Below are 18,078 nucleotides of genomic sequence, written 5' to 3' on the forward strand. Positions count from 1 at the left end.
GAGGGCCATCGGGGTGGGTCGCGGGGCTTCTGGGGGCACGGCAAGACCTCGCTTCCTTGGGGGGACCCCACGATTTTCTCATGGCGCGGGAATCGATTCGACGGATTTACGCCGAGGGCGACACCGACGCTAAGACCTCAACTTCGGTCGAGGTCAAGTGATTCCGGGGTGTCGCGGTGACGGCTCAGCGGACGTCGAGGCCCGCGGCGCGCATCGCGTCCTTGACCTGGCCCACCGTGAGCGCGCCGAAGTGGAACACCGACGCCGCGAGGACGGCGTCCGCCCCCGCCCGGGCCGCCTCGACGAAGTGCTCGGGCGTGCCGGCGCCGCCGGACGCGACGAGCGGCACGTGCACGCGCTCGCGCACGGCGTGCAGCATCTCCAGGTCGAAACCGGCGGTGGTGCCGTCGGCGTCCATCGAGTTGAGCAGGATCTCGCCGGCGCCCAGCTTCGCGGCGCGCTCGGCCCACTCGACGGCGTCGATGCCGGTGCCGCGCCGTCCGCCGTGCGTGGTGACCTCGTACCCCGACGGCGTGCTGACGTCGCCGGTGACACGGCGCGCGTCGACGCTGAGGGTGAGCACCTGCGAGCCGAACCGCTGCGCGATCTCGGCGATCAGCTCCGGGCGCGCGATGGCCGCGGTGTTCACACCCACCTTGTCGGCGCCCGCGCGCAGCAGGCGGTCGACGTCGTCGGTGGAGCGCACGCCGCCGCCCACCGTCAGCGGCACGAACACCTGCTCGGCGGTGCGCCGCACCACGTCGACCATGGTCTCGCGGTCGCCGGAGGAGGCGGAGACGTCCAGGAACGTCAGCTCGTCGGCGCCCTCGGCGTCGTACCGGTCGGCGAGCTCGACCGGGTCCCCGGCGTCGCGCAGGTCGGCGAAGTTGACGCCCTTGACCACTCGGCCCGCGTCGACGTCCAGGCACGGGATCACGCGGATCGCGACGGACATCAGCCCTCCTTCTTCTTCGTGTCCTGCTTCGTTGCTTCGTCGTCCTCGGCGATCGCCTGGTGCGCGTCGAGGATGTCGACGACGTACACCACGGTCTCGCCGGCCAGCTCGCTGGCGGTGTTCGCGTAGCCGCTGCCGGGCGGCACCACCAGCATCACCTGGGAGCCGACGGTCTGCTCCAGGAGGCCCTGGTCCCAGCCTTCGACGAGGCGGCCGATGCCGATCTCCGCCGACTGCGGCGGCGTGTCCTCGGTCCAGGTCGTGTCGACCACCTCGCCGTCGCTCCAGCGCACGGCGGTGAACTCCACGGTCAGGATCTGGCCGGCCCGCACCTGCGGGCCCGTGCCGCGCAGCAGCGGGTGCACCACCAGGTCGGTCGGCGGGTCCACGCCGCGCGGGATGCGCACGGTCGGGGCGCCGAGGTCGTCGAGCCGCACCTGCGGCAGGTCCTTGCCCGGCGGCACGCCCTCGGCGCCCGCGGCGCGCGCCGGCAGCACGTCCACGACCAGCAGCACGGGGACGCCGTCCTGCTCCTCCATGAGCGTCGCGCGGGTACCGACCCGGCGGCCCTCCAGCGCCTCGAACAGCTGGTTGCCGAGCGACTGCTCGGTCATCGTGTACGCGGCCGGGGCGGTGCGGAACGTGTTCTGCAGCTCGGTGCCGTCGCGGCCGTCCTGGGCGTACAAGTTCAGCAGCACCGGGTCATCCCGTTCCAGCACGTCGCCCGTACCGGGCCAGACCATCCGCGAGGAAGGCCGGACCACCTCGAACGGCTTCTCGTACTCGAGCGTCGGCGGGGCGTCGCTCCCGCCCGTGACCTGCAGCGGGGCCTGCGAGGCCGACGACGTCGGCGACGGGCCCACCTCGACCGGCAGCGAGGCCGGCGCGCACGCCGTGGTCACGGCCACCGCGCCTGCCGCCAGACCGCCGACGAGGACGCGTACCCAGGAACTCACCCGCAGAGTCTCCCATGCCGCAGTGACGGTCCTGGAACGACGGTCGTGGACTGATCACCCTGGGACGACGGCCCCGGAGACGACGGTGCCCCGGGAACCGGCGGGCGGCCGGGTCCCGGGGCAGCGTCGCGTGCGCTCGGGTCACATGCTCTCGATGAGGCGCTCCACGCGGTCGTCCACGCTCTTGAACGGGTCCTTGCACAGCACGGTGCGCTGCGCCTGGTCGTTCAGCTTGAGGTGCACCCAGTCCACCGTGTAGTCGCGCCGTGCCTCCTGCGCCGCCCGGACGAAGTCGCCGCGCAGCTTGGCCCGGGTGGTCTGCGGCGGCAGGGCCGTCGACTCGAAGACCTCCAGGTCGGTGGTGACCCGCTCGACCATGCCGCGCGCCGCGAGCAGGTTGTAGAGCCCCTCGGTGCGCGAGATGTCGTGGTACGCGAGGTCGAGCCGGGCGATGCGCGGGTCGTCGAGCCCCAGGTCGTGCTTCTCCTGGTAGCGCCGGATCAGCTTGAGTTTGATGACCCAGTCCAGCTCCCGGTCCACGAGCGACAGGTTCTCCGCCTGCAGGGCACGCAGCCCGCGCTCCCACAGGTCGAGCACCTGCTTGACCACGGGGGTGACCTCGAGGTTGGCCTCCACGAGCTCACGGGCGCGCTCGTAGTACTCCGACTGGATCTCGATCGCCGTCATGGTCCGGCCGTTGGCCAGCGTCACGGCGTGCTTGCCCGTGCGGTCGTGGCTGATCTCCCGGATGGCCCGGATCGGGTTCTCCAGGGTGAGGTCCCGCATGGGGACCCCAGCCTCGACCAGGCGGAGCACCAGGTCGGTGCTGCCCACCTTGAGCATCGTGGTGGGCTCCGCCATGGACGAGTCGCCCACGATGACGTGCAGCCTGCGGTACAGCTCCGCGTCCGCGTGTGGCTCGTCGCGCGTGTTGATGATCGGCCGGGACCGGGTGGTCGCGCTGGAGACGGCCTCCCAGATGTGGTCGGCGCGCTGCGAGAGGCAGAACACGGCGCCGCGCGGCGTCGAGAGCACCTTGCCCGCCCCGACCAGGATCTGCCGGGTGATGAGGAACGGCACGAGCACGTCGGACAGGCGAGAGAAGTCGCCCGACCGCCGCACCAGGTAGTTCTCGTGGCACCCGTAGGAGTTGCCCGCCGAGTCGGTGTTGTTCTTGAACAGGTGGATGCGTCCGGGCAGGTCCTCGTGCTCAAGACGCTGCTGCGCGTCGGCCACGAGGCCCTCCAGGATGCGTTCCCCGCCCCGGTCGTACGAGACGAGCTGCCGCACGTCGTCGCACTCCGCCGTCGCGTACTCGGGGTGCGAGCCGACGTCGAGGTAGAGGCGGGAGCCGTTCCTCAGGAACACGTTCGAGGAACGGCCCCACGCCACCACCTTCCGGAACAGGTAGCGGGCGACCTCGTCTGCCGACAGGCCACGCCCGTCGTCGGCCGCGCACGTGACCCCGTACTCGGTCTCGAGACCGAAGATCCTGCGGTCCATGGATTCCCCTCCCTGTTCGCGGAACCTGGTGCTAGTGGTCTGCGCCGGGCGTGGTGCCGGGAGCGTCCGGCCCCTCGTCCGGCTTGTCCTCCGTCGGGGACTCCTCGGTGCTGTCGCCGGCCGGGGCCTCGTCTGCCTTGGCCTCGCCCGCCTTGGCCTCGTCCGCCGGGCTCTCGGTCCCGGTGTCCGCCGGGACCTCCGGCGGCACGGTGTCCGGCGTGCCCAGGCCCGGCGTCGCCGCACCCACGGCGACGTCGCCCGCCGGCGGGAGGTCGTCCGCGGGCGTCTCGCCCGACGCCGTCCCGGTGTCCTCGGCCAGCAGGTCGGCCAGGACCTGCCGGTTCAGCCGCCGGAACGCGCGGCGCGGCCGGTCCCGCTCCAGGACCGCGACCTCGAGCTGGGCGGCCTCGATGGTGCGCGACGCCGAGCCGTCGCCCGAGCCGAGGGCCGCCACGGCGAGCCGCAGCGCCTCCCCCAGAGACAGGTCCGCGCGCCAGCCCTCCTTGACCCGCCGGCCGAGCTGCTCGGCCTGGCCGCCCATGACGACGAAGCCGTGCTCGTCGGCCACGGTGCCGTCGTACGTGAGCCGGTAGATCTGGTCGTCCGCGGCCTGGGCCCCGACCTCGGCGACGACGATCTCCACCTCGAGCGGCTTGGACTCGGTGATGAAGACGGTGCCGAGCGTCTGCGCGTACGCGTTCGCCAGGCCCCGCGCCGTCACGTCGGAGCGGTCGTAGGAGTACCCGCGCATGTCGGCGTAGCGCACGCCGGCGACCCGCAGGTTCTCGAACTCGTTGTACTTGCCGACGGCCGCGAAGGCGATGCGGTCGTAGATCTCCGAGATCTTGTGCAGCGCCCGCGAGGGGTTCTCCGTCGCGAAGGCGATGCCGCCCTCGTAGGCGAGCACCACCACGGACCGGCCGCGGGCGATGCCCTTGCGGGCGAAGTCCGCCCGGTCCTTCATCAGCTGCTCGGGCGAGACGTAGAACGGCATGTTCATGCGATCGACCCTCTCTCGCGGCGCTGCGCCACGATCTGCTCGGCCACCCGGGCGATCTCGGCGTCCTCGATGCGCTGGTAGCCGTCCACGGTCACGGTGGCGACCACCGGGAAGATGCCGCGCACGGTGTCCGGCCCGCCGGTCGCCGAGTCGTCGTCCGCCGCGTCGTACAGCGCCTCGACGGCGACCGCGACCGCGGCGTCGGCGTCCATCCCCCGGCGCCACAGCTTCTTCAGCGCGCCCCGAGCGAACAGGGAGCCCGAGCCCACGCCGTGGTGCTCGTGCTCCTCGTACCGGCCGCCGGTGGCGTCGTAGCTGAAGATGCGGCCCGTGTCCTTGTCGAGGTCGTAGCCGGCGAACAGGGGCACGACGGCCAGCCCCTGCATCGCCATGGGCAGGTTGCCGCGCAGCATCGTGGCCAGGCGGTTCGCCTTGCCCGTCAGCGAGAGCAGCGAACCCTCGATCTTCTCGTAGTGCTCCAGCTCGAGCTGGAAGAGCCGGATCAGCTCCAGCCCGATGCCCGCCGAGCCGGCGATGCCGACCGCCGAGTACTCGTCGGCCGGGAACACCTTCTCGATGCTGCGGCTGGCGATCATGGGGCCTGCGGTCGCGCGCCGGTCACCCGCCAGCAGGACGCCGCCGTCGAAGGTCAGCGCCACGATCGTGGTGGCGTGCGGGGACAGGGTCGCCGGGTCGGTCATGCCTGCGGGCATGGTCCGGTTCCCGGGCAGTCGGTCGGGGGCGTACTCGGCCAGGAAGTCCACGAAGGACGACGATCCCGGACGCAGGAAGGCGTCCGGGAGTCGTCCTGCGGTGAGGTCTGCGTTCAGGTTCACTGCCCACCCTTCTGGACGAATCCGCGCACGAACGACTCGGCGTTGGTCTCCAGCACCTCGTCGATCTCCTCGAGCAGGGCGTCGACCTCGTCGTCGTCCTTCTGCGCTGCCGCAGCGGCGGGCGCCGGGGTCTCGGCGTCGTCGTCGGGAGTGCGGTCCTCGTGTGACGGGTTGATTCTTTCCTGACCGGCCATGATCGCCTCCTGGTGATTCTGTGACGTAGTGCTGGTCTTGAAGCCTAGGCCCTGAACCTCGGTGCTGACCCGTGGTCCGGGACCCCGGTGGAAGTGGTCCTAGAGATCGACCCTAGGCGGTGTCACTGACATCGAGGGTCACCTTCGCCCGGAGAGTCCGTCGAGCAGCGCGGCGGCGTCCGGGCTCGCGTCCAGGAGCGCGCCGATGTGACGCCGCGTGCCCCGCGTCGGGTCGAGCATCGGCACGCGCTGGAGCGCCTGCGCGCCGTCGACGTCGAAGATCACCGAGTCCCAGCTCGCCGCGGAGATCTGGCTGCCGTAGCGCGCCATCACCTCGCCGCGGAAGTAGGCCCGGGTGTCCGTCGGCGGGCGCTGCACCGCCCGCGCGACGCTCTCCTCGTCGACGATCCGGTCCACCGCGCCCTTGGCCAGCAGCCGGTGGTAGATGCCGCGCTCGGGGCGCACGTCGGACCACTGCAGGTCCATCGCGTGCAGCCGGGGGTGGTCCCACTCCAGGTTGTCGCGCGACCGCAGCCGCTCGAGCAGGCGCAGCTTGGCGACCCACTCGACCTCGCGCGCGCACGCCCCCAGGTCGGTGCCGAGCCGCTCGACCACGGACGCCCAGCGGTCGAGCACGGCGTCCGACTCGGGGTCGGTGCCGAGCACCTTGAGGGAGCGCCGCACGACGTCGACCACCTCGCCCTGGACCTGCAGCGCCGTCATGGTGCGGCCGTCCGCGAGCTCGAGCGCGGCGGTCAGGTCGAGGTCGCGCGAGACCTTCTGCACGTCGGTCACCGGTGAGGCCAGGCGCAGGGCGCCCAGCTCCGCACGGGCGTCCACCCCGGCGTCGGCGAGCTCGTCCAGGTGCTCCAGCACCCACAGGACCAGCGACGTCGTGCCCGTCTTGAGGTAGGTGGGCACCTCCATCAGGTTGGCGTCCCCGAGGATCAGGTGCAGCCGGCGCCAGCGCTGGCGGTCGGCGTGCGGCTCGTCCCGGGTGTTCACGATCGGGCGGCGCAGCGTGGTCTCCAGGCCGATCTCGGCCTCGATGTAGTCGGCCCGCTGCGAGATCTGGAAGCCCGCCGTGCCGCTCGTCGCCCCCAGGCCCACGCGGCCGGAGCCGGTGAACACCTGGCGGGTGACGAGGAACGGCGTGATCAGCTCGGCGAGCGTGGTGAACGGCAGCGCGCGGTCCACGAGGTAGTTCTCGTGGGTGCCGTAGCTGGCGCCCTTGCCGTCCACGTTGTTCTTGTAGAGCACGACCTCACTGCCGGGGAAGCCGGCCAGCTCCCGCAGCGCCGCGAGCATCACGCGCTCGCCGGCGACGTCCCAGCGCACGATGTCCTCGGGCGTCATGACCTCGGGCGAGGAGTACTCGGGGTGGGCGTGGTCCACGTACAGGCGCGCGCCGTTGGTGAGGATCACGTTCGCGGCGCTCGGGTCGTCGTACTCCTCGGCGGCCGGCCGCTCGACCTCCTGCGTCGAGCCGGGACGACGCCGGCCGCGGCCGGGCAGGCCGGGCTCCACGACGGGCACCTGCCCCGTCACGGGACCGGACGGCGCGGGCCGGCTCGGGTCGTCGGTCAGCATCGACGGCTGCGCCGAGGCGCGGTCGAGGTGGAACCCGCGCGCGTCCTGCAGCGGGTCCTCGTCGTCGTAGTCCCAGCGGGCCTTGCCCCCCGACCCCTCGGCGCGGGTGGAGATGGCCCGGTAGGTGGTCACCACCTGGCTCGACAGCAGCATGGGGTTGGCCAGGGGCCGGCCAGGCTGCAGTACTCCGTACTCGGTCTCGATGCCCATCACACGACGCACGCTCACGTCCACCACCCTATGCCGGAGTAGTCCCGATGGTCGGGCAGGTCCGCGCCCGGTCGACGGACGCGGACCTGCCCGGTTGCGCGGTCAGAGGTACTGGCCGGTGTTCTGGACGGTGTCGATGGTGCGGGGCGTGGCGCCCTCGCCCTTCTTCTGCACGATGGTGCGGATGAAGACGATGCGCTCGCCCTTCTTGCCGCTGATCCGCGCCCAGTCGTCGGGGTTGGTCGTGTTCGGGAGGTCCTCGTTCTCCTTGAACTCGTCGACGCACGCGGTCAGGAGGTGCTCCACGCGGATGCCCTTCTGCCCCGAGGCCAGGAAGTCCTTGATCGCGTTCTTCTTGGCCCGGTCGACCACGTTCTGGATCATGGCGCCGGAGTTGAAGTCCTTGAAGAACAGGGTCTCCTTGTCGCCGGAGGCGTAGGTGACCTCGAGGAACTGGTTCTCCTCGTCCTCGGAGTACATGCGCTCCACGACCGAGGTGATCATGCCGTCCAGGGCCTCGCTGACATTGCCGCCGTACTCCGACAGGTCGTCCGCGTGGATCGGCAGCTCCTTGGTGAGGTACTTGCCGAAGACCTCCTTGGCACCCTCGGCGTCGGGCCGCTCGATCTTGATCTTCACGTCGAGGCGTCCCGGGCGCAGGATGGCCGGGTCGATCATGTCCTCGCGGTTCGAGGCGCCGATGACGATGACGTTGTCGAGCCGCTCGACGCCGTCGATCTCGGCGAGGAGCTGCGGCACGATGGTGGTCTCCACGTCGGAGGAGAGGCCGGTGCCGCGGGTGCGGAACAGCGACTCCATCTCGTCGAAGAAGACGACGACGGGCATGCCCTGGCTGGCCTTCTCCCGGGCACGGGCGAAGATCAGGCGGATGTGCCGTTCGGTCTCGCCGACGTACTTGTTCAGGAGCTCCGGGCCCTTGACGTTCAGGAAGAAGCTCTTGACCTCGGGGTTGCCCCCGTTGGCCCGCGCCACCATCCCCGCGAGGGAGTGGGCGACGGCCTTGGCGATGAGCGTCTTGCCGCAGCCGGGCGGCCCGTACAGCAGCACGCCCTTCGGCGGGCGCAGCCCGTGCTCCCGGAAGAGGTCCGGGTGCGCGAACGGCAGCTCCACCGCGTCGCGGATCGCCTCGATCTGGGGCCCGAGACCGCCGATGTCCTCGTACTCGATGTCCGGCACCTCTTCGAGGACCAGCTCCTCGACCTCGGACTTCGGCACGATCTCGAACACGAACCCGCTACGGGTGTCGACCGTGAGCGAGTCACCGACCCGGAGCGGGGCGTCCATCACCGAGCCGGCGAGGCGCACCACGCGCTCCTCGTCGGCGCGGCCGACCACCAGCACGCGGTCGCCGCCCAGCATCTCCTTGACGGTCACCAGCTCGCCGGTGCGCTCGTACTCGCCCGCGCCGACGACGGTCATCGCCTCGTTGAGCTTGACCTCCTGGCCCGGACTCAGCCGCGTGACGTCCAGGCTCGGGCTCGCGGACACGTGCATCTTGCGGCCGGCGGACGAGATGTCCACCGAGCCGTCGGCATGAGCCCCCAGGAACACGGCGTACGTGCCCGGCGGCTTGGCCAGGTCGTCGAGCTGTTTCTTCAGCTCGACTATCTGATCACGCGCCGCGCGGAGCGCTTCCGCTAGGCGCTCGTTCTTTGCTGAGAGGAGGGCAATCTGGCGCTCGTGGTCGCGGCTTGGCAAAGGCTCGTGCTCGGGATGGTTGTATCCTGACGTGTTCTCGGTCATGACATCCCCTCTCGTAGTGCCCGAGAGGCGACCATATGACGCAATCGCCTCCGAGAACAGCACTCTAAGCACAGTCACTGACACACCGGGAGTAAGAACACCCGTTTGAGACGTCCGGGGTACCCGATCGTTACAGGCCGTTCACGCAGACGGGGTGTTGCCGTCCTCAGGTGCCACGCCGAGGTCACGGCGCACCTTTCGGATCTTCTTGTCCGATATGGCGCGCTCGCCGAGCTCCTCGGGGGACCAGTCGGCCTCGGCCGTCACGGGGTACGCACCCTTGGCAGGACGCCGTTTACGCAGGGGCGCGATCACGCCGTCGGCCAGCCGGCGGGCCGTGATGAGGAATCCGGTGTGCCCGATCATCCGGTGCTCGGGACGGACCGCGAGACCCTCGAGGTGCCACCCCCGGACCATGGTCTCGAAGGCCGCCGGCTCGCCGAACCGGCCGTCCGAACGGAGATCTTCTGCTGTGCGCGAAAGCTGGGTCGTGGTGGCCACATAGCAGACAAGGACCCCGCCGGGGGCGAGCGCGGTCGCGACGGCGTCGACGTTCTCCCACGGCGCGAGCATGTCGAGGACCACACGGTCCACGGTGCCGGGCTCGGCCACCTCGGGCAGCACGTCGGCCAGGTCGCCCACGGACAGGTTCCACGCCGGGTGCGGCCCGCCGAAGAACGTCTCGACGTTGCCCTGCGCGATCGCGGCGAAGTCCTCGCGGCGCTCGATCGAGTGCACGTTCCCGGCGTCGCCGACGGCGCGCAGCAGGGACATCGTCAGCGCGCCGGAGCCGACGCCCGCCTCGACGACCCGGGCACCCGGGTAGATGTCGGCCATGGCGATGATCTGCCCGGCATCCTTCGGGTAGACGACGGCGGCACCGCGCGGCATCGACAGGACGTAGTCGGCCAGCAGCGGGCGCAGCGCCAGGTACTCGACCTCGGCCGTGTTCACGACCACCGAGCCCTCCGGCTGCCCGATGATCTGCTCGTGCTTGAAGTAGCCCCGGTGCGTGTGGAAGGTGCCGCCGGGCTGCAGGGTGATGGTGTGCAGGCGGCCCTTGGGGTCGGTCAGCTGGACCTTGTCGCCCACGCGGAACGGGCCGCGGCGCAGCTCGGCGCCGGTGGCGGTAGGGGCATCGGTGGGTGTGGTCACGACCGACCAGTCTAGGTGCAGGCCCGCCGGCCCGCGTCCGCCGGGCGGGTGCCGGCGGTCACGCCGTGCCGCGCACCGCCCGCGCGACGTCGGCGAGGTCGAGGACGCCGGTGACCCGGCCGTCCTCGACCACCGGGACCAGGCGCGCGCCGGCGGAGCGGGTGGCCAGGTGGTTCAGCAGGTCGGTGCCCGACATCGCCGGGTGGACGGCGCTGCCCTCCACGAACGGCAGCGCGACGGCGTCGACCGGCGTCGTCTGCCGGGCGGCGGCAGGCACGGCGGCGACGGCGTCGTCGTCGAGCACCGCGACGGGCTCGCCGCCCTGCCCGACCACGACGAGGCGGTAGCCGGCCGCGACCGGGACGCCGGAGGCGACCGCCGCCGCCCGGGCGGACAGCGCCTCGTCGACCGTGGAGCCGTACGCGACCGTGAGCGCCGGGTGCGCGAGCCGGCCGGCGGCGAGCGCCGAGATGGCCTCCCGGCGGCGGCCGTTGCTGATCGCGGCCCCCGCGCCCGCCCAGAGGAACGCGCCGATCAGGGCCGACCACAGCACGGTGGTGAGGACGGGCGTGGCGCCCTGCAGGAGCGGCACCACCAGGGCCCAGAGCAGCACGCCGACGGCGACGACGCGGCCCACCCAGCCGGCCGCGATGGTGCCCGTCGAACGCTTGCCCGTGACCTGCCAGACCAGGGACTCGAGGATCTGGCCGCCGTCGAGCGGCAGGCCCGGGAGCAGGTTGAACACGCCGACGAAGGCGTTGGAGACCGCGCCGGCCCAGAGCAGGAGCGTCGGCACGTTCATGACCGGCGAGGCCTGGAAGGCGATCCAGAACCCGCCCGCGAGCGCCAGGTTGGTCAGCGGCCCGACGACGGCGACGAGGAAGCCGTCGAGCGGCCGGCCGAGGCCGCCGGTGTAGGCCGTGTGGCCGCCCCAGATGGTGATCGCGAGCTCGGTCACGTTCTGGCCGCGGGCCCGGGCGACCAGCGCGTGCGCGGCCTCGTGCAGGAACACGGAGCCGAACAGGAGCAGCACGAACACGAACGCCACGAGGTAGGCGCCCGCCCCGAGATGGGGCGCGAGCCCCTGCACGGTGGGCAGGAACAGGATGGTCAGCACGATGGCGGCGAGGAACCAGGACCGCGTGACGATGACGGGCGCGCCGGCGACGCGGCCGATCACGATCCCCTTCGAGCGCTGTGGGGCGGGTGCGGGCGTGGAGGCGGGCTCCGAGGTGGTCACCGGACAAACCTAACCGGCCGAGGGGCGTGCGGGTGACGGCACGCTGTGGACAGCTCCCGGGGGATGTCGGTGACCGCCCCTAGGGTTGGGGCATGACGACGACGGAGCTGACCCAGGGCCTGGTGCCGGACGCGACCGCGGGGACGGCGGACGCCGCTGCCGCCGTGCGCGCGCCCTCGCGGCCGCCGGCCCTGTCGCCCTCGCGCGCCAACGACTTCATGCAGTGCCCGCTGCTGTTCCGGTTCCGGACGGTGGACCGGCTCCCGGAGCCGCCGTCGGCCGCCGCCGCGCGCGGGACGCTGGTGCACGCCGTGCTGGAGCGCCTCTACGACGCCCCGCTGGGCGAGCGGACCCTGGCCGCGGCGCACGACCTGCTGCCCGGCGAGTGGGACCGCCTGCTGGAGGCGGACGACCGGTACACGACGCTGTTCACCGACGGGATCGGCCCGGACGGGCAGGACCGCGCGGGCTGGCTGGCCGGGGCGGGGTCGCTGCTGGGCACTTACTTCACGCTGGAGAACCCGAACCGGCTGGAGCCCGCCGAGCGGGAGCTCCTGGTGGAGTCGCAGCTCGACGGCGGGCCGCTGCTGCGCGGCATCGTGGACCGGCTGGACGTGGCACCCGACGGCGCGCTGCGGGTGGTCGACTACAAGACGGGCAGGTCGCCGCGGCCCGGCTACGAGACGTCGGCCGTCTTCCAGATGCGCTTCTACGGCCTGGTGCTGTGGCGCGAGCGCGGGGTGCTGCCCAAGATGCTGCAGCTCGTGTACCTGGGCGACGGCCAGGTGCTGCGCGGCGAGCCGACGACCGACCACCTGGAGCACACGGAGCAGAAGATCCGCGCCATCTGGTCGGGCATCGAGGAGGCCGCGCGGACCGGCGAGTGGAAGCCGCGCCGGTCCAAGCTGTGCGGCTGGTGCGCGCACCAGGCGGTGTGCCCGGAGTTCGGCGGCACGCCGCCCGAGATCCCGGAGGGCGCGGTCGCGCTGCGCCTGGGCATCACGGACTAGGGCCCGGGTGGGCCGGGCCTCCGCCCGGGCAGGCCCGGCCGACGGGTCGCGGCAGACGCGCGCTCAGCCGAGCAGGTCGATGACCTCGCCCGACGCGATGCGGCCGAGCACGTCGAGGTCGATCTGCTTGAGCGACGCCGCCCGGCTCAGGCCGGGACGCGGCGGCACGGGCACCTCGGCGGGCACGCCGAGGGTGCGGGCCCCCGACGCGAGCGCCGACGTGATGCCGGGGCCGGAGTCCTCGATCGCCACGCAGTCCTCGGGCCGCGCGCCGAACAGGTCGGCGGCGACCAGGTACGGCTCGGGGTGCGGCTTGCCGTGCGTGACCCCGTCGCCGGTGACGAGGTGGGCGAAGGTGCCCGCGGGGGCGCCGTCGGCCACGACCTGGGCCTGGCTGCGGTAGGACATGGTGACGATGGCGCAGGGCACGCCGGCGGCGCGCAGGTCGCCCAGCAGCTCCAGGACGCCGGAGCGCCACGGCACGGCCTCGCGGAGCTGCTCGTTGACGCGGTCCACGAGCCAGGCGACGATCTCGGCCGGCTCGAGCGGCACGCCGGCGTCGCGCAGCATGCCGCCGGTGGTCAGGAGGGCCTGCCCGACGGCGCCGAGCGCGTCCTCGTGCGTCCAGGTGGCGCCGTGCGCGGCGACGATCTCGTGCTCCGCGCGCATCCAGTAGGCCTCGGAGTCGACGAGGGTGCCGTCCATGTCGAACAGGACGGCGGCGGGCAGGGCTGACGATTCACGGGGCACCGACACATGCTAGGTGCCGACGTCGAACGGCTGGTAACGGGCGGTCGACGGGGCGGATGCCGGACGATAGCGCCATGACGCACACCGCCGCCTCCGGCATCGCCGCCTTCACCTTCGAGATGGGCGTGCTCAAGCGCCTGCGCCGCTCCGGCTGGTGGCAGGTCGGGGTGCGCGACCCGGAGTCCGTGGCCGAGCACAGCCTGCGCGTCGCGCAGCTCGCCGCGCTGCTGGCCGCCGAGGAGGGCGCCGACCCGGCGCGGGCCGCCTACCTCGCGCTGTGGCACGACTCGCAGGAGACCCGCATCACCGACCTGCCGCACACTGCGCGGCCGTACCTCACCAAGCCGGACAACGTGGCGGTGACGAAGGACCAGGTCGCTCCCCTGCCCGAGGCCGCAGCGGCCACCGTCGTCGACGCGGTCACCGAGTTCGAGGCGCAGGAGACGCCCGAGGCGCGGTGCGCGCGCGACGCGGACAAGCTGGAGTGCCTCGTCCAGGCGGTCGAGTACCGCCACTCCGGCCAGGACGGGGTTCAGGAGTGGATCGACTCGTCCTACGCGGCGCTGACCACGGACGTGGCCCGCCGGGTGGCGGACGCCGCGCTCACGCAGTCACCGATGAGCTGGCGCGGCTGAGCCGGCACGACTGAGCCGGCGCGGCTGAGCCGGCACGACCGGGACGGTCACTCCGCGAGCAGCTCCTCCGCCCGCCGCTCCTGACCGGAGTCCAGGTCGCTGCGCTCGAACGCGGCGACGGCCTGGTCGAACGTGCTGTTCACGCGCGGCTCGATCTCGACGACGCTCGCCGGGGCGACGATGGCCCGCTCGTACTCGGCGATCCAGGCGTCCATGTGCGCCACGTAGGCGTCGCGGGCCGCGTCGAGCCGGCCGCCGTCGGCCAGCGAGACCGCCTGGGCGTCCTCCTTGGCGCCGAGGACACCGGACCGGGCCTCGTCGGCGAGGTCGGGCACGTCGGTCATGAGCGCGGCGGCGAGCTCCTCCTTCTCGTCGACGTCGGACGTGGCCTCGATCTCGTCGAACCGGCCGCTGACCTCGTCGATGTAGTCACGCATCGTGGACTCGCTGTGCTCCACGGCGTCGAGCAGCACGTCAGCGGGCTCGCTGGTGCGCTCGGCCTGGGACCAGGCGATGCCGCTGCCGGCGCCGGCGACGACGAGCGCGCCGACGGCGGAGAGCATGACCCGGTGACTTCGCAGGTTGAGCATTGGTTCATCGTCACCCGAACCTGGACCGCTCCGCGCGCCGACCGGTGTGATTCGTGACGGAACAAACGGTCATATGCATTCATTTCCGGCACTGATTCGGGTCCAGGTGCTCCAGCCGCTCGGCCGCGAGCGCAGCTCGGTTCATCCCGGCGCGGATGTACGGCGCGTCGGTGCCGGCGCTCTTGGGGTAGAAGATGCCCAGGTTGATCAGGCTGACGAACGAGGCGTAGACCAGCACGTCCTGCACGAGCCCCAGGGAGAGCAGCGTGCCGATGCCGATGATCGGGACCAGGTAGACCGCCACGGTGGGCTGCCAGGCAGCGAGCCGTCCGAGCGTGGCGATCTCGCCGCGCGGCACGGACGAGAGCCCCGCCGCACGGGCGCGGGCGTTGGTGGCCCAGGCGAACCAGAGGCAGGCCTGGACCGCCACGGCGAAGGTGACGTGGCCGACGAGGGTGAACAGGGGCCACCAGTCGCGCTGCACGAGCGTCGGCAGCACCACGTAGAGGGGCGGCAGGATGGCCAGGGAGCGCAGGCCGACCTCCGCGGCGAGCGCGCGCAGCCGGTCGCGCCTGTCCCGGGGCATGGCCCAGACGGTGCTCAGCTCGGCGAAGACGTTCAGGTAGAGGCGGGCCGAGACCAGCGCGAACGTGAGCGTCACCAGGCGCACGGGGAGGTTGCCCCAGGGGTCCGGGACCGGGTAGTCGGCGGCACGGACGTCGTCGAGGAACACCAGGCCGGCCCCGGACCTGCCGAACACCTCGTCCGCCATCTCGAACCACTTGGCCTGCCAGGACAGGCCGAGGTCGCGCGACCACCACGTGATCACCAGGGCGGTCGCGGACCAGATCAGGACGGCGAAGAGCCAGGCCCACCGCCGTAGCCGGCGGGCCTGGCGCAGGTGCGCGGCGCCCGCGGCGTCCCGGACCTGGGCACTGCGCGTCCGCACCATGCGGTGCTGGCGGGCCACGGTCCCGGCGCCGGGCGACAGGTCGCGCAGCCGCTGCCACGCGCCTCGGGGACGTTCCCGCCCGTCCTGCTCGAGGATCGCCACCTCGTCACGCAGCACCCGCCCGACCTGCTCGAACGTCGGTCTCGCCGGGTCGACCGGGGTGACCAGCAGCCGCCGGGCGGGGTCGGCGTCGGTCAGGTCCTCCAGCAGGCGGGCCAGCCCGACGGACACCACGTAGAACTGGTCGGGCACGGTGCCGTCGGTGGTGTGCGGTACCCCGGCGATCGCGACGAGCAGGGCGCCCAGGGAGTACAGGTCGGCGAGCGGGTGCCCGACGCCGTCGCGGCGCACCTCGGGTGCGGCGAACACCCCTTCGCCCTGCCCCTGCCCGGTGATGGACCGGGCGTGGAGGTGGTTGACGCCCAGGTCGACGAACCGCAGCCGGATCTGCCCGGACGGCTCGTCCTGGACGATGATGTTGGACGGCGTGAGGTCGTCGTGCCGCTGCCGGTCGCGCTCGAGCTCCGCGAGCGCGGTGAGCAGCGCACCGCCGAGGTCGCGCAGGGCCGGCGTGTCCACCGGGCGCTGGATCTCCCGGGCGGGCGGGGGCGGTTGCGCGGCGGCACGGCGGGCCAGGTACTCCCCCATCGTCAGGCCGCGCACGAGGTCCATGAGGATCCAGCTGTCGTGGCTCGCCCAGACGGGCACCGCCGGCGACGGCTCGTCGGTGCCCTGCCGCCCGTGCGTGTCGAGGTAGCCGCGGGTGGCGTCGACGATCGCCGGGATCGTGAGGTAGGGGTGGATGACGCACTTGAGCACGAACGTCGCCGTGCGCCCCTGGGACGGCTGCGCGGCCCGCCCGGTGAGGATGAGCGACGTCGTGCCGTGCCGGTAGAACTCCAGGCTGGTGAGGTCGAGCGTAGAACTCCAGGCTGGTGAGGTCGAGCGCCGCCCACTCGGCCCGCGCCGGGCCGGACGCGCCGGACGCCCACCCGGCGTCCGGGCCGTGCAGCGCGGCCAGGGCGCGCCGCACGTCGGGGTCGGCGACGAGCTCGGTGCTCAGCTCGGCCGCGAGCCGGCCGGCGACGCGGACGTCCCACGGCGCGTCGCCGTGGAACCGCACCCGGTCCGAGCTGTGCATGGCCACGAGCGTGAGCAGGTAGAACCCCAGGAACCCGGCGGTGCGGGGTGTCGTGGCGGACGCGTCGGCGCGTCCGGGCCACCACGCCCACAGGCGCTCGATCTCCCGCTCCCGGGTGACCTGGAAGCGGTCCGCGTACGCCCGGTCGTCGAGCGGCACGTCCAGGAGGGCGGCGTGCCAGTCGTGCGCGCGCCAGCGGTCCAGGCCGCCGCGGCGCCCGCCCGGCGCACCTCCCCCGGCCAGCTCGCCCACGAACCGGGTGAGATGCTCGAGTCTCCCGATGGCCCCGTCCCCCTGCCGCCCGCTGGTCACGGACCGCGACGATAACGGAGTTCCAGCCCCGTGCGCTGGGAAAACGCTCCCGGTCCCGCGCGCCGCGGGGAACGGCGCCCGACGCCGGAGCCACCACCTCCCCGCCGAGCGGAACCGGGCAACCTGGGCGATGCTGGCACACGATCGACGGTTTCGGCCGGCGAGTCCCGGTACCGACCCAGGGGGAGACAGAACGTGTTCGGACCCGACTTCTTCGAGCGGCTCTCGCAGCGGATGTACTACGACCTCGACGGCAACCCGATCACGCAGGACCAGTGGTCGGTGCTCCGGCTCGGGGCCGGGTCCGCGCACCTCGCCCGGGACCACATCGGGATCTACCACGTGTCCACGGTGTGGACCGGGATCGACACCACCGCGACGCTCGAGGACGACGACGACCACACCCCGCTCATCTACGAGACGATGGTGTTCGTCGAACGGCTCGACCCGGACGGTGTGCTCCCCGAGGACGAACGCCTCGACTGCACCGAGCAGCACGCCGAGCTGCACGCCACCCGGGAGGCGGCCCTGGCCGGCCACCGGCGCGCGACGGCGCTGGTCCGCCGGTGGGTCGCGACGGGACGCCCGGAGCTCTGACGACGACGTACGACGCAGGGGGACAGCCATGATGCAGACCACGACGCCTACTCTGACCGCCCTCTTCACCGGCCGGCGCGCCGCCCGACGCGCCGCGCACGGCGCACCGGCCTACGGTGAACCGGTGCACCGGACCGCCGCTCGGGACCTCGGTCCGCAGGGTGCGCGGGAGCTGCTGGCCGAGGTCTTCGAGCCCAGCACCGACCGGCTCGCCCACTCGCTCGGCGTCGGCCGGCGCGCGGAGCAGGTCGCCCGCGCCCTGGGGCGGCCGGAGCTGCTCGTCTCCGCGGCCTACCTGCACGACATCGGGTACGCCGCCGCGGCCCGCGACACGGGCCTGCACCAGCTCGACGGCGCCCGCTACCTGCGCCGCCTCGGCGCCCCGGACGAGCTGACGAGCCTCGTCGCGCACCACACCTCCGCCCTCGTCGAGGCGGGCGAGCGCCACCTCGACACGCGGCTGCGCGACGAGTTCCCGCCGCCGTCGGACACCGACCTGCTGGACCTGCTGACCTACTGCGACATGACCACCTCGGCCACCGGCCGGCCCGTCGACGTGGACGAGCGGCTGGAGTGCATCTACGACCGCTACGCGCCGGGCCACCTCGTCTCGCGCAGCATCCACCGCGCGGAGCCGCAGCTGCGGCGCCTGGTGTCCGCCGTCGAGGAGCGCCTCCGGGGGCGGTGA

Annotated in this window: 18 protein-coding genes; 5 read left to right on the plus strand and 13 right to left on the minus strand. The window is 72.6% G+C overall.

Features of this window, described 5'->3' with window-relative positions; genetic code table 11:
* Nucleotides 1–184: 184 nt before the first annotated feature.
* From hisF to FHX71_RS30055, 10 genes are all read right to left on the minus strand, one after another.
* The gene (hisF, locus tag FHX71_RS13030) at nucleotides 185–955 is read right to left on the minus strand and encodes an imidazole glycerol phosphate synthase subunit HisF (RefSeq protein WP_182616861.1); all 771 of its coding nucleotides are present in this window, start codon (nucleotides 953–955) and stop codon (nucleotides 185–187) included.
* Nucleotides 955–1,911: an FKBP-type peptidyl-prolyl cis-trans isomerase gene (locus FHX71_RS13035; protein ID WP_312877034.1), complete on the minus strand. Its 957-nt coding sequence runs from the start codon at nucleotides 1,909–1,911 to the stop codon at nucleotides 955–957. The genes hisF and FHX71_RS13035 overlap by 1 nt, the downstream gene beginning before the upstream one ends.
* Nucleotides 1,912–2,052: 141 nt before the next feature.
* Nucleotides 2,053–3,414: a Pup--protein ligase gene (pafA, locus tag FHX71_RS13040; protein ID WP_182616863.1), complete on the minus strand. Its 1,362-nt coding sequence runs from the start codon at nucleotides 3,412–3,414 to the stop codon at nucleotides 2,053–2,055.
* Between the two features lie 31 nt (nucleotides 3,415–3,445).
* Nucleotides 3,446–4,414, minus strand: a complete 969-nt coding sequence (prcA, locus tag FHX71_RS13045) for a proteasome subunit alpha (RefSeq protein WP_182616864.1) — start codon at nucleotides 4,412–4,414, stop codon at nucleotides 3,446–3,448.
* Nucleotides 4,411–5,250, minus strand: coding sequence for a proteasome subunit beta (prcB, locus tag FHX71_RS13050; RefSeq protein WP_182616866.1), 840 nt, complete (start codon nucleotides 5,248–5,250; stop codon nucleotides 4,411–4,413). The genes prcA and prcB overlap by 4 nt, the downstream gene beginning before the upstream one ends.
* Nucleotides 5,247–5,444 (minus strand): ubiquitin-like protein Pup, encoded by a 198-nt coding sequence (locus FHX71_RS13055; protein ID WP_121383395.1) that lies wholly within the window; start codon nucleotides 5,442–5,444, stop codon nucleotides 5,247–5,249. The genes prcB and FHX71_RS13055 overlap by 4 nt, the downstream gene beginning before the upstream one ends.
* A 138-nt stretch (nucleotides 5,445–5,582) precedes the next feature.
* On the minus strand, nucleotides 5,583–7,244 hold the full coding sequence (dop, locus tag FHX71_RS13060) for a depupylase/deamidase Dop (protein ID WP_182618688.1): 1,662 nt from the start codon (nucleotides 7,242–7,244) through the stop codon (nucleotides 5,583–5,585).
* Nucleotides 7,245–7,346: 102 nt separating this feature from the next.
* Nucleotides 7,347–9,008 (minus strand): proteasome ATPase, encoded by a 1,662-nt coding sequence (gene arc / locus FHX71_RS13065; protein ID WP_182616868.1) that lies wholly within the window; start codon nucleotides 9,006–9,008, stop codon nucleotides 7,347–7,349.
* A 141-nt stretch (nucleotides 9,009–9,149) separates the two neighbouring features.
* Nucleotides 9,150–10,163, minus strand: a complete 1,014-nt coding sequence (locus FHX71_RS13070; protein WP_312877035.1) for a tRNA (adenine-N1)-methyltransferase — start codon at nucleotides 10,161–10,163, stop codon at nucleotides 9,150–9,152.
* Between the two features lie 58 nt (nucleotides 10,164–10,221).
* Nucleotides 10,222–11,403, minus strand: a complete 1,182-nt coding sequence (locus tag FHX71_RS30055; RefSeq protein ID WP_182616869.1) for a site-2 protease family protein — start codon at nucleotides 11,401–11,403, stop codon at nucleotides 10,222–10,224.
* Between the two features lie 92 nt (nucleotides 11,404–11,495).
* Here FHX71_RS30055 and FHX71_RS13080 point away from each other — a divergent pair, with 92 nt between their 5' ends.
* Complete coding sequence (locus FHX71_RS13080) at nucleotides 11,496–12,413, plus strand: RecB family exonuclease (protein ID WP_182616871.1); 918 nt, start codon at nucleotides 11,496–11,498, stop codon at nucleotides 12,411–12,413.
* Nucleotides 12,414–12,476: 63 nt separating this feature from the next.
* Here FHX71_RS13080 and FHX71_RS13085 read toward each other — a convergent pair whose 3' ends face one another.
* Entirely contained in the window at nucleotides 12,477–13,163 is a 687-nt protein-coding gene (locus FHX71_RS13085; protein WP_312877036.1) for an HAD family hydrolase, read from the minus strand.
* A 74-nt stretch (nucleotides 13,164–13,237) separates the two neighbouring features.
* Here FHX71_RS13085 and FHX71_RS13090 point away from each other — a divergent pair, with 74 nt between their 5' ends.
* Entirely contained in the window at nucleotides 13,238–13,798 is a 561-nt protein-coding gene (locus FHX71_RS13090) for an HD domain-containing protein (RefSeq protein WP_182616875.1), read from the plus strand.
* 47 nt (nucleotides 13,799–13,845) lie between these two features.
* Here the strand turns inward: FHX71_RS13090 and FHX71_RS13095 are convergent, their stop codons facing one another.
* Together FHX71_RS13095 and FHX71_RS13100 are read right to left on the minus strand one after the other, a co-directional pair.
* Complete coding sequence (locus tag FHX71_RS13095) at nucleotides 13,846–14,388, minus strand: hypothetical protein (protein ID WP_182616877.1); 543 nt, start codon at nucleotides 14,386–14,388, stop codon at nucleotides 13,846–13,848.
* Between the two features lie 79 nt (nucleotides 14,389–14,467).
* Nucleotides 14,468–16,159 (minus strand): serine/threonine-protein kinase, encoded by a 1,692-nt coding sequence (locus FHX71_RS13100; protein ID WP_182616879.1) that lies wholly within the window; start codon nucleotides 16,157–16,159, stop codon nucleotides 14,468–14,470.
* Between the two features lie 116 nt (nucleotides 16,160–16,275).
* On the opposite strand from FHX71_RS13100, the gene FHX71_RS13105 reads away from it, so the two are divergent.
* The 3 genes from FHX71_RS13105 (at nucleotide 16,276) to FHX71_RS13115 (ending at nucleotide 18,078) form a co-directional block, all read left to right on the plus strand.
* Nucleotides 16,276–16,503: a hypothetical protein gene (locus tag FHX71_RS13105; RefSeq protein WP_182616881.1), complete on the plus strand. Its 228-nt coding sequence runs from the start codon at nucleotides 16,276–16,278 to the stop codon at nucleotides 16,501–16,503.
* A 485-nt stretch (nucleotides 16,504–16,988) separates the two neighbouring features.
* The gene (locus FHX71_RS13110; RefSeq protein ID WP_182616884.1) at nucleotides 16,989–17,390 is read left to right on the plus strand and encodes a hypothetical protein; all 402 of its coding nucleotides are present in this window, start codon (nucleotides 16,989–16,991) and stop codon (nucleotides 17,388–17,390) included.
* Nucleotides 17,391–17,418: 28 nt separating this feature from the next.
* Entirely contained in the window at nucleotides 17,419–18,078 is a 660-nt protein-coding gene (locus FHX71_RS13115; protein ID WP_220489669.1) for an HD domain-containing protein, read from the plus strand.

This window comes from Promicromonospora sukumoe (assembly GCF_014137995.1).
In the GTDB taxonomy this organism is placed as follows: domain Bacteria; phylum Actinomycetota; class Actinomycetes; order Actinomycetales; family Cellulomonadaceae; genus Promicromonospora; species Promicromonospora sukumoe.

Bases quoted from the DNA above. Each gene is read 5' to 3' on its own strand.
- hisF (WP_182616861.1), bottom strand. From the start codon at position 955: ATGTCCGTCGCGATCCGCGTGATCCCGTGCCTGGACGTCGACGCGGGC.
- pafA (WP_182616863.1), bottom strand. From the start codon at position 3,414: ATGGACCGCAGGATCTTCGGTCTCGAGACCGAGTACGGGGTCACGTGC.
- prcA (WP_182616864.1), bottom strand. From the start codon at position 4,414: ATGAACATGCCGTTCTACGTCTCGCCCGAGCAGCTGATGAAGGACCGG.
- FHX71_RS13055 (WP_121383395.1), bottom strand. From the start codon at position 5,444: ATGGCCGGTCAGGAAAGAATCAACCCGTCACACGAGGACCGCACTCCC.
- dop (WP_182618688.1), bottom strand. From the start codon at position 7,244: ATGGGCATCGAGACCGAGTACGGAGTACTGCAGCCTGGCCGGCCCCTG.
- arc (WP_182616868.1), bottom strand. From the start codon at position 9,008: ATGACCGAGAACACGTCAGGATACAACCATCCCGAGCACGAGCCTTTG.
- FHX71_RS13080 (WP_182616871.1), top strand. From the start codon at position 11,496: ATGACGACGACGGAGCTGACCCAGGGCCTGGTGCCGGACGCGACCGCG.
- FHX71_RS13090 (WP_182616875.1), top strand. From the start codon at position 13,238: ATGACGCACACCGCCGCCTCCGGCATCGCCGCCTTCACCTTCGAGATG.
- FHX71_RS13095 (WP_182616877.1), bottom strand. From the start codon at position 14,388: ATGCTCAACCTGCGAAGTCACCGGGTCATGCTCTCCGCCGTCGGCGCG.
- FHX71_RS13115 (WP_220489669.1), top strand. From the start codon at position 17,419: ATGATGCAGACCACGACGCCTACTCTGACCGCCCTCTTCACCGGCCGG.